Source organism: Streptomyces sp. NPDC007901 (assembly GCF_042959465.1).
Lineage (GTDB): Bacteria > Actinomycetota > Actinomycetes > Streptomycetales > Streptomycetaceae > Streptomyces.
The window spans coordinates 342,738-353,668 of the sequence record NZ_JBIBKW010000010.1 but is presented as its reverse complement, the minus strand read 5'-3'; the positions used below and the strand labels follow the sequence as shown (position 1 = coordinate 353,668).

The 10,931-nt window shown below is 70.4% G+C and carries 8 protein-coding genes; all 8 read right to left on the bottom strand.

The genetic code is table 11. The annotated features are described in order from the left end of the window. Nucleotides 1–34 precede the first annotated feature (34 nt). Nucleotides 35–712 carry a rod shape-determining protein MreD gene (gene mreD / locus ACFZDK_RS31295; RefSeq protein WP_390977269.1) on the bottom strand — a complete coding sequence of 226 codons (678 nt, stop codon included), beginning with the start codon at nucleotides 710–712 and terminating at the stop codon, nucleotides 35–37. 15 nt (nucleotides 713–727) lie between these two features. Beyond that, the gene (mreC, locus tag ACFZDK_RS31290; protein ID WP_390977268.1) at nucleotides 728–1,729 is read right to left on the bottom strand and encodes a rod shape-determining protein MreC; all 1,002 of its coding nucleotides are present in this window, start codon (nucleotides 1,727–1,729) and stop codon (nucleotides 728–730) included. A 157-nt stretch (nucleotides 1,730–1,886) separates the two neighbouring features. Then, nucleotides 1,887–2,906, bottom strand: coding sequence for a rod shape-determining protein (locus ACFZDK_RS31285; protein WP_355722280.1), 1,020 nt, complete (start codon nucleotides 2,904–2,906; stop codon nucleotides 1,887–1,889). Nucleotides 2,907–3,235: 329 nt separating this feature from the next. Beyond that, a complete protein-coding gene (gene ndk / locus ACFZDK_RS31280; protein ID WP_093503045.1) occupies nucleotides 3,236–3,649 on the bottom strand; it encodes a nucleoside-diphosphate kinase in 414 nt (137 codons plus the stop codon). 67 nt (nucleotides 3,650–3,716) lie between these two features. Further along, nucleotides 3,717–4,076 carry a DUF4233 domain-containing protein gene (locus ACFZDK_RS31275; protein ID WP_390977267.1) on the bottom strand — a complete coding sequence of 120 codons (360 nt, stop codon included), beginning with the start codon at nucleotides 4,074–4,076 and terminating at the stop codon, nucleotides 3,717–3,719. A 2-nt stretch (nucleotides 4,077–4,078) separates the two neighbouring features. Beyond that, nucleotides 4,079–5,536 carry a glutamate ligase domain-containing protein gene (locus tag ACFZDK_RS31270; protein WP_390977321.1) on the bottom strand — a complete coding sequence of 486 codons (1,458 nt, stop codon included), beginning with the start codon at nucleotides 5,534–5,536 and terminating at the stop codon, nucleotides 4,079–4,081. A gap of 92 nt (nucleotides 5,537–5,628) precedes the next feature. Beyond that, nucleotides 5,629–8,079, bottom strand: a complete 2,451-nt coding sequence (locus tag ACFZDK_RS31265; RefSeq protein WP_390977266.1) for a SpoIIE family protein phosphatase — start codon at nucleotides 8,077–8,079, stop codon at nucleotides 5,629–5,631. A gap of 166 nt (nucleotides 8,080–8,245) precedes the next feature. Continuing rightward, nucleotides 8,246–10,876, bottom strand: coding sequence for a valine--tRNA ligase (locus ACFZDK_RS31260; protein WP_390977265.1), 2,631 nt, complete (start codon nucleotides 10,874–10,876; stop codon nucleotides 8,246–8,248). Nucleotides 10,877–10,931: the final 55 nt, after the last annotated feature.

The window sequence follows — 10,931 nt, the reverse complement described above, 5'->3', positions numbered from 1 at the left end:
CTGTGAATGGCTCCGCGGCCCAACTCCGCCGGGCTCACAGGCGCTTGACCCCCTTGATGCGGCCGACGCGGACGTTGCGGGAGCGGGCCTTCGCCTTGAGGCCGCCGAGGCCGCCGCGCTGGCCGCCGATGCGCATCCCGGTGCCGGAGGAGATCCAGCCGGAGGAGATGTCGCCCGCCTTGCCGCCGGAGTTGGCCTCGGTGAGCGGGTCGTTGTCGGCGCGGCGGGCCAGGGCCATGACGCCGGGGACCACGAACGGGGCGAGCAGCAGGTCGTACAGGGCGGCGGTGATCAGCAGGCTGGTCATGCCGACGTGCCGGGCGGCGGTGTCGCCGACGAGGGCGCCGACGCCCGCGTAGAGCAGGGTGGAGCCGACGGCGGCGGCGACCACGACGAGCATCGGGCCGGTCGCGGACTTCAGGCGGCCGTTCTCCGGCTTGATGAGCCCGGCGCAGTAGCCGACGACGCACAGCACCAGGGCGTAGCGGCCGGCCGCGTGGTCGGCGGGCGGGGCGAGGTCGGCGAGCAGTCCGGCGCCGAAGCCGACGAGGGCGCCGCCCACATGGCCGTAGACCATGGCGAGGCCGAGGACGGTGAGCAGCATCAGGTCGGGGACGGCGCCCGGGAGGTGGAGGCGGGCGAGGACGCTCACCTGGATCACCAGGGCGACGACGATCAGGGCGGTGGAGAGCAGGATCCGGTTGACACGCATGAAGGGATTCAGCTCCTACCGCTGCTGGCCGTTGGTGTCGGTCTCGTTCGTGCCCGAGTTCGTGCCCGAGTCGGTGCTGGAGTCCGATCCCGTGCCCGTGCTCGCGTCCGCGGACGGGGTGACCGTGACGGTCACCGTCGGGGTCGGGGTCGGCTTCGGCTTGGCCGGGAGCACCTCGTCACGTGGGTCCTTCTTCGGTGCCTCGACGACCACGCCGACGATGTCGAGCTTGGTGAAGGACACGAACGGCGTGACGTACAGGGTGCGGGTGAGGCCGCCGTTGGAGGGGTCGACGGAGGAGACCCTGCCGACCGGGACGCCCGGCACGAAGGGCTTGTCGCCCTGGGAACCGAAGGTGACGAGCCGGTCGCCCTTCTTCACCTCGGCCTTGCCGTTGAGGAGTTCGACGCGCAGCGGGCGGTCGCCCTGTCCGGAGGCGAAGCCGAGTTCGTCGCTGCCCTCCATGCGGGTGCCGACGGTGAAGTCGGGGTCGTTGGCGAGCAGCACGGTGGAGGCGTCCGGGCCGACGGTGGTGACGCGACCGACGAGACCGCTGCCGTTGAGGACGGTCATGTCGCGTTTGATGCCGTCGTTGTAGCCGACGTCGATGGTGATGGTCCAGGAGAAGCCCTGCGCCGACCCTATGGCGATGACCTGGGCGCCCTTGATGCCGTACTGGCCCTCGGCGGCGATGTTCAGCATCTTGTCGAGCTGCGCCAGGCGGCTGCGGTTGCGGTCGCTGCTGCCGAGCCGCGCCTTGAGGGTCGCGTTCTGCTTCTCCAGGCGGGCCAGCCGGTCGTGGCGTTCGCCGGAGTCACGGACGGCGGAGACGGCGTTGCCCACCGGGTCCACCACCGTCGACATGCCGTTCTCGATCGGGCCGAAGACCGCTGCCGCGGCCTGCCGGGCACCGTCCACCGGGGAGTTCCTGCCACCTCGGATGTCCACCGTGATCAGTGCGAACGCGATGGCGATCAGCAGCACCAGGAGCAGCCGGCTCTCTTTCGTGTCCCTCACGTGCGGCGGCCGTGCCTTCCTCAATAGGAACTTGGGCGAGCTTGGTTGTACGGGGGGTTGGGGAAACAGAGCTCTTTTTGTGTGAGCTTATGCCTCTATATCAACGATCCGCCGCACGAGAGGAGATCGTCTCGTACGGCGGAATCGAAGAGTTACGTCATCTGCGCGGCTGGGCGTCCAGGACCTGCTGGAGCGCCTCGAACTCCTCGACGCACTTGCCGGAGCCGAGCGCCACGCTGTCCAGCGGGTCCTCGGCGATGTGGATGGGCATGCCGGTCTCCCGGCGCAGCCGCTCGTCCAGACCGCGCAGCAGGGCTCCGCCGCCGGTCAGAACGATTCCCCTGTCCATGATGTCGCCGGACAGCTCCGGCGGGCACTTGTCGAGCGTGGTCTTCACCGCGTCGACGATCGCGTTGACCGGCTCCTCGATCGCCTTGCGGACCTCGGCGGCCGAGATGACCACGGTCTTCGGCAGGCCGGAGACCAGGTCCCGGCCGCGGATCTCGGTGTGTTCGTCGTCGTCGAGCTCGTACGCCGAACCGATCGTGATCTTGATCTGCTCGGCCGTCCGCTCACCGAGGAGGAGGCTGTACTCCTTCTTGATGTGCTGGATGATCGCGTTGTCCAGCTCGTCGCCCGCGACGCGGATGGACTGGGCGGTGACGATGCCGCCGAGCGAGATGACCGCGACCTCCGTGGTGCCGCCGCCGATGTCCACCACCATGTTGCCGGTGGCCTCGTGGACCGGCAGGCCGGAGCCGATGGCGGCGGCCATGGGCTCCTCGATGATGTGCACCTGGCGGGCACCGGCCTGCGAGGACGCCTCGATGACGGCGCGGCGCTCGACGCCAGTGATGCCGGAGGGCACGCAGACGACCACGCGCGGGCGCGCGAGATAACGACGCTTGTGGATCTTCAGGATGAAGTAGCGGAGCATCCGCTCGGTGATCTCGAAGTCGGCGATGACGCCGTCCTTCAGCGGGCGGACGGCGACGATGTTGCCGGGCGTGCGCCCGATCATCTTCTTCGCCTCCGCGCCGACCGCCAGAATTCCACCGGTGTTCGTGTTGATCGCGACAACGGACGGCTCGTTGAGTACGATCCCGCGACCCCTGACGTACACCAGCGTGTTGGCGGTCCCGAGGTCGACAGCCATGTCACGGCCGATGAACGACATTGAGTTCCCCATCAGGATTCGTCTGGCCTTCCCGGGAGCTTTTGAGGGCATTTCAGGTCGGCGAAGTGGGTGCTGTGACGTGAAGGCTTCCATCGTAGACGCGCCTGCACGAACACTGCGCGAGGGTCTTCGCCATTGTCAGCACGTACAGGGCCGCCTCGCTTCTGGAGACGGTCCAACGGGGCCACGCGTTCCCCCGATCGGCACGCATATGCCGAGGGACGGCCGAAAATGTTCGGCCGTCCCAGCGTACGCGGACCGTCATGCTGACGCCGCGTCAAAAACTTCCACGAAAACTCCGTACGGGCCCGTCGCGAGGGTCCGCAGGGTTACGCGCGACCCGGGAAGAAGATCTTGACCTCGCGCTCGGCGGACTCCTCGGAGTCGGACGCGTGGATCAGGTTCTCGCGGACGATCACACCGAAGTCGCCGCGGATGGAACCGGGCGCGGCGGCGATCGGGTCGGTCGGGCCGGCGAGCGCGCGGATGCCCTCGATGACCCGCTCGCCCTCGACGATCAGGGCGACGGACGGGCCGGCGGACATGAACTCGACCAGCGGCTCGTAGAAGGGCTTGCCGACGTGCTCGGCGTAGTGCTGCTCCAGGGTGGCCCGCTCCAGGGTGCGCAGCTCCAGCGCGGTGATCTGCCAGCCGGCCTTGCGCTCGATACGGCTGATGATCTCGCCGGTCAGTCCCCGACGGACGGCGTCGGGCTTGAGGAGGACGAGGGTGCGCTGAGTCACGGGAGGGGCTCCTTCGGTACTGACCGGGTGCGGTGGTGGCAGGCTACAGGGCGGATCTGGGCGTCCGTCACGCAGCGTCAGGTGCGGAGGAGGCCTCGGACTGCGCCGCGAAGCGGGCCTTGGCCTCGTCGATCTTTCTCCCGTAGTGCACCGACGCCCACCACAGCCCGGCGAAGATCGCGCCCATGAAGTACATCGTCGGCACGAAGACGCCGGAGGCGATCAGCGCGATCTGCAGCGCCCAGCCGAGGGCGACGCCTCCCGGCCGGGTGATCACCCCGCACAGGGCCACGCACAGGAACATGGCGATGCCGCTGACCAGCCACACCGTGGAGGTGGACAGGTCGGGGTCCTTCATGGCGACCAGTGCGGCGAAGCCGATGACGAAGAACTCGCCGATCAGGGTGGAGGAGCAGAGCGTCCGCATGGTCAGCCCCTCCCGAGGAGCAGTCGGGCCTCGCCGACGGTGATGACGGAACCGGTGACCAGCACCCCGCCGCCGGCGAACTCGCCCTCCTCCTCGGCCAGCGTGATCGCGGCCTCCAGGGCGTCGGGCAGCCGCGGTTCGACCTGGACGCGGTCCTCGCCGAACACCTCGACGGCGATCGCGGCCAGCTCGTCCGCGTCCATCGCGCGGTGGCTGGAGTTCTGGGTGATCACGACCTCGGCGAAGACCGGCTCGAAGGCCTCCAGCAGACCCCGGACGTTCTTGTCGCCGCTCGCCCCGACCACGCCGATCAGCCGGCTGAAGTCGAAGGCCTCACCGACCGCTTCGGCGGTGGCGCGGGCACCGGCCGGGTTGTGCGCGGCGTCCAGGACGACGGTCGGAGAGCGTCGTACGACTTCGAGGCGGCCCGGCGAGGAGACGGCCGCGAAGGCCTTGCGGACCGTGTCGATGTCGAGGGGCTCGGGGCGCTGGGAGCCGACGCCGAAGAACGCCTCCACGGCGGCGAGCGCGACGGCCGCGTTGTGGGCCTGGTAGGGGCCGTGCAGGGGGAGGTAGACCTGGTCGTACTCGCCGCCGAGGCCGCGCAGGGTGAGCAACTGCCCTCCGACGGCGACCTGGCGGGCGACGACGCCGAACTCCAGGCCCTCACGGGCCACGGTGGCGTCGACCTCGACGGCCTTCTTCAGCAGCACCTGGGCCGCGTCCACCGGCTGCTGGGCCAGGATCACGGTCGCGTCCTGCTTGATGATCCCGGCCTTCTCGGTGGCGATCGCGGCGGTCGTCTCGCCGAGGCGGTCGGTGTGGTCGAGGTCGATGGGGGTCACGACGGCGACGTCCCCGTCGATGACGTTGGTGGCGTCCCAGGAGCCGCCCATGCCGACCTCGACGACCGCGACGTCCACCGGGGCGTCCGCGAAGGCCGCGTACGCCATGGCGGTGAGCACCTCGAAGAAGGAGAGCCGGTACTCCTGCTGCGCGTCGACCATCTCGACGTAGGGCTTGATGTCCTGGTACGTCTCGATGAACCGCTCGGCGGAGATCGGGGCGCCGTCGAGGCTGACGCGCTCGGTGATCGACTGCACGTGCGGGCTGGTGTAGCGGCCGGTGCGCAGGTCGAAGGCGCCGAGCAGGGCCTCGATCATGCGGGCGGTGGAGGTCTTGCCGTTGGTGCCCGTGATGTGGATCGAGGGGTACGACCGCTGCGGCTCGCCCAGCACGTCCATGAGCGCGGCGATGCGGGCGACCGAGGGCTCCAGCTTGGTCTCGCCCCAGCGGGTGGCCAGCTCCGCCTCGACCTCGCGCAGCGCCTTGTCGACCTCGGGGTCCTCGGGGCGGGCGGGGACGTCGGCCTGCTGCGGGCCGCCCTGGGTACGGAGGGTCCGGCTGCCGGCCTCGATCACCGCGAGATCGGGGTCGCGGTCCGTCTCGGCCTCGATCATCTCGTCGAAGTCGTCGAAGCTCTCATGGGGGTCGCGCGGGGGCAGATCACTCACCCCATCAGTCTACGGAGCCGGGCGACCGCCCGGAGAACTCAGGGGGTGTCCGGCAGGGACTGTTCGCACCAGATGGTCTTGCCCGCTGAGGTCTGCCGGGTGCCCCAGCGCTGGGTGAGCTGGGCGACCAGCAGCAGGCCCCGGCCGCCCTCGTCGAAGACCCGGGCCCGCCGCAGGTGGGGGGCGGTGCTGCTGCCGTCGGAGACCTCGGTGATCAGCATCGTGGTGTCGCGGATGAGGCGGAGCCGGATCGGGGAGCCGCCGTAGCGGATGGCGTTGGTGACGAGTTCGCTGACCACCAGTTCGGTGGTGAACGACAGCTCGTCCAGCTGCCAGGCGCCGAGCTGCACGGTGGTCAGGGCGCGGGCCCGGGCGACGTGCTCGGGGTCCGCGGGGACCTCCCAGGTGGCCACCTGGTCGCCGGGCAGGGCGTGGGTGCGGGCGAGCAGCAGGGCGACGTCGTCGGCGCGCTCGCCGGTGCGCAGCGCGTCCACCACCCGGTCGCAGGTCGCCTCCAGAGAGTCCCCGTTCCGGGCCAGCGCGTGGCGCAGCCGGTCCAGGCCGTGGCTCAGGTCGAGGTCGCGGGAGTGCACCAGGCCGTTGCTGAACAGGGCGAGCGTGCTGCCCGGGGCGAGGTCCAGCTCGGTCGTCTCGAACGGCAGCCCGCCGAGCCCGAGCGGCGGCCCGGCCTGGCCGGGGGCGGGCTCCACCGCTCCCTGGGGCGTGATCACGAAGGGCAGCGGATGGCCCGCGCTGGCCAGGGCGCAGCGTCGGGAGATCGGGTCGTGGACGACGTACAGGCAGGTCGAACCCACCTCGCCGGCCTGTTCCCCGGCGCCGTCGTCGAGGTGCAGGACCAGGTCGTCGAGGTGGGTGAGGAGCTCGTCGGGCGGCAGGTCGACGTCGGCGAGGGTGCGGACCGCCGTGCGCAGCCGGCCCATGGTGGCGGAGGCCTGGATGCCGTGGCCGACGACGTCCCCGACGACCAGGGCCACCCGGGTGCCCGACAGCGGGATCACGTCGAGCCAGTCGCCGCCGACTCCGGCCCGGGTGCCGGTGGGCAGGTAGCGGTAGGCGAAGTCGAGGGTCGGGCAGACCGGCAGGCCGTGCGGCAGCAGGCTGCGCTGGAGGGCCAGCGCGGTCTCGCGTTCCCGGGTGTAGCGCCGGGCGTTGTCGATGGCGCGCGCGGACTTCGCGGCGAGTTCCTCGGCGTCGGAGAGGTCGTCCGCCTCGAACGGCGCCGAGTCCCGGGTCCGCCAGAAGACGATCACCCCCATCAGGACGCCCTGTACTGACAACGGCGCGGTGATCAGCGAGTTCATGCCGTACTCGATGAGCCGGTCCATCTTCTGGGCGTCGGGAACGGCCCCTGCCTCGGCGGCACGCAGGTCGAGCACCAGGGCCGCGTCCGGGAGGGCGTCGGGGGCGGACCCGGGCGGCGCGCTCACCGCGATCAGTGCGCCGACCGGGTCCAGCGGGGAGTCGTCGCGGACACCTCCCCCGGCGACGCGCCGCAGCGCCTTCTCGGCGGAGGTCGGTTCCCCGCCGTGCAGCACGGACTCCTCCAGGTCGACGGTGACGAAGTCGGCGAAGCGCGGGACGGCCACCCGCACCAGGTCGTCGGCGGTCCGCCGCACGTCGAGGGTGGAGCCCACGGCCGTACCGGCGTCGTAGAGCAGTCTGAGCCGCCGGTGGCTCTTCTCCAGGGAGCCGGCCATGGTGTTGAACGCGGTCTCCAGCTGGCCGATCTCCTTGCGGCCGGAGGGCGGCACCCGGGCGCTCAGGTCCCCGGCGGCGAGCCTGGTCGCGGTGCCGGCCATCCGGCGGACCGGCCAGACGATCACCCGGGTCACATAGGCGCCGTAGCCGACGATCAGGAGGGCCGCCACCCCGACGCCGACGGACGCGGCCAACGTCAGCATGTCCATGCGGGACTCGAGGGCGTTCTCGCGCCGGTTGATGGCGATGCGCTCGTCGTGGAGGTAGCGGGTGAACTGGCCGCGGAGCGCGTCGAGGCGCTGTTTGCCCTCCAGGGTCCGCGCGGTGCTGATGGCGTCGGGGTCGCCGCGCCGGGCCTCGTCGACGAGCGGGATCGCGTAGTCGTGGATGAAGGACTGCCCGGCCTGCTGGATCTGCTCGGCGAGCCGGCGCTGGGCGGGGGACGTGCTGACGTCCACGAGTTTCCGCGCCCGCGCGGGGAACGCGGCCCGTGCCGCCCGCCAGGGCTTGAGGAACTCGTCCTGCCGGGTGATGACGTAGCCCCGCTGTCCGCCCTCCATGTCGAGGACGGTCTCCTGGACCACCCCTATCTGGTCCAGGGCCGGTCTGCCGCTGCGGGCCGACAGCAGGGAGTGCCGCGCGTCCTGGATGGCCAGCACCAGGACCAGGAAGACGAGGCCGATGAGCACGGCGAGCAGGCCGCCCGCGACGGCCGTCAGGGGAACGAGTCCCCTGCGCGGAGGTGTCTTCGTCCGGCCCCTGCGCTGCATGCGGGCGTTCCCTCCGCCACATAGCACCAAAAAGGAACATTAAGGTCATGTTCCTACTTTTGGATTGTAGGGCGGTGCGGAGTCGGCGCCGGGTGACCGGGAGATGCGCGCAGGCGCCCGGCGGCCCCTGGAAGGGGCTGCCGGGCGCCTGCGGGGACGCTTGGGGCTACGCCTGCGGAAGGCGGTCCAGCTGGGCCTCGATCCGCGCGATGTCCTCCTCGGCCTTGGCGAGGCGCCCGCGGATCTTGTCGACCACGTTGTCCGGGGCCTTCGCCAGGAACGCCTCGTTGCCCAGCTTGGCCGTGGCCTGGGCCTTCTCCTTCTCGGCGGCGGCGAGGTCCTTGGCGAGGCGCTTGCGCTCCGCCGCGACGTCGATCGTGCCGGAGAGGTCGAGGGCGACCGTGGCGCCGGCGACCGGGAGGGTGGCCGTCGCCGCGAAGGCGTCGCCCTCCGGCTGGAGGCGCAGCAGCTGGCGGATGGCGGCCTCGTGCGGGGCGAGGGCCGTGCCGTCCAGGGTGAGGCGGGCCGGGACCCGCTGCCCGGCCTGCAGGCCCTGGTCGGCGCGGAAGCGGCGGACCTCGGTGATGACGGACTGGAGGGTCTCGATCTCCTTCTCCGCCGCTTCGTCACGGAAGCCGCTGTCGGACGGCCAGTCGGCGATGACGACCGACTCGCCGCCGGTGAGCGTGGTCCACAGGGTGTCCGTGACGAACGGGATCACCGGGTGGAGCAGCTTCAGGGTGACGTCCAGGACCTCGCCGAGGACGCGCTGGGAGACCTCGGCGCCGTGGCCGCCGGCCTGGAAGGTGGTCTTGGACAGCTCGACGTACCAGTCGAAGACCTCGTCCCACGCGTAGTGGAAGAGCGAGTCGGAGAGCTTCGCGAACTGGAAGTCGTCGTAGAACGCGTCGACTTCGGCGACCGTCTTGTTGAGGCGGGAGAGGATCCAGCGGTCCGTCGCCGACATCTCCGACGGGTCCGGGAGCGGGCCCTCGACCGTCGCGCCGTTCATCAGGGCGAAGCGGGTCGCGTTCCAGATCTTGTTGGCGAAGTTGCGGGACGCCTGGACCCAATCCTCGCCGATCGGGACGTCGGTGCCGGGGTTGGCGCCGCGGGCCAGGGTGAAGCGGACGGCGTCGGAGCCGTACTTGTCCATCCAGTCCAGCGGGTCGACGACGTTGCCGAAGGACTTCGACATCTTCTTGCCGCGCTCGTCACGGACCAGGCCGGTCAGCGCGATGGTCCTGAAGGGGACCTCGCCGTCCATGGCGTAGAGGCCGAACATCATCATCCGGGCGACCCAGAAGAAGATGATGTCGTGGCCGGTGAGCAGGACGTCGGTCGGGTAGAACTTCCGCAGGTCCGCGGTCTGTTCGGGCCAGCCGAGGGTGGAGAACGGCCACAGGCCGGAGGAGAACCAGGTGTCCAGGACGTCGGTGTCCTGCTTCCAGCCCTCCGCCTCGGTGCCGGGCGGCTGCTCGTCGGGGCCGACGCAGACGACCTCGCCGTCCGGGCCGTACCAGACCGGGATGCGGTGGCCCCACCACAGCTGGCGCGAGATGCACCAGTCGTGCATGTTGTCGACCCAGTCGAAGTACCGCTTCGACATGTCCTCGGGGTGGATCTTGACCCGCCCGTCACGGACCGCGTCACCGGCGGCCTTCGCCAGCGGGCCGACCTTGACCCACCACTGCATGGACAGCCGCGGCTCGATGGTGGTCTTGCAGCGCGAGCAGTGGCCGACGCTGTGGACGTACGGGCGCTTCTCGGCGACGATCCGGCCCTGCGAGCGCAGCGCGCCGACGATCGCGGAACGCGCCTCGAAGCGGTCCAGTCCCTCGAACGGGCCGGGGACGGTGATGACCGCCCGCTCGTCCATGACCGTGATCGACTCCAGGCCGTGGCGCTGGCCGATCGAGAAGTCGTTCGGGTCGTGGGCCGGGGTGACCTTGACGGCACCCGTGCCGAACTCCGGGTCGACATGTGTGTCGGCGACGACGGGGATGGTGCGGTCGGTCAGCGGGAGCTTGATGCGCTTGCCGATGAGGTGCCGGTAGCGCTCGTCGTCCGGGTGGACGGCGACGGCCGTGTCGCCGAGCATCGTCTCCGCACGGGTGGTCGCGACGACCAGCGTCTCATCACCCTCGCCGTACTTGATGGAGACCAGCTCGCCGTCGTCCTCCTGGTACTCCACCTCGATGTCCGAGATGGCCGTCAGGCAGCGGGGACACCAGTTGATGATGCGCTCGGCGCGGTAGATCAGCTCGTCGTCGTAGAGCTTCTTGAAGATGGTCTGGACGGCCTTGGACAGGCCCTCGTCCATGGTGAAGCGCTCGCGGTCCCAGTCGACGCCGTCGCCGAGGCGGCGCATCTGGCCGAGGATCTTGCCGCCGTACTCTTCCTTCCACTGCCAGACCCGCTCGACGAACTCCTCGCGGCCCAGGTCGTGGCGGGACTTGCCCTCCTCGGCGAGCTGCTGCTCGACCTTGTTCTGGGTGGCGATACCGGCGTGGTCCATGCCGGGCAGCCACAACGCCTCGAAGCCCTGCATGCGCTTGCGGCGGGTCAGCGCGTCCATCAGCGTGTGCTGGAAGGCGTGGCCCAGGTGCAGCGAGCCGGTGACGTTCGGCGGGGGGATGACGATGGTGTACGCGGGCTTGTCGCTCTTGGCGTCGGCCGCGAAGTAACCGCGCTCTACCCAGCGCTCGTACAGCGTCCCCTCTACGTCGGCCGGCGCGTACTGGGTCGGCAGTTCGGTGCTGGGCGCTGTGGGCTGCTGCTGAGCATTCTCGGTCACGGGGCTCAGTTTAGAGGTGTCCCGGGCGTGTCCCGAAACGCGTTTGTTCTGTAAC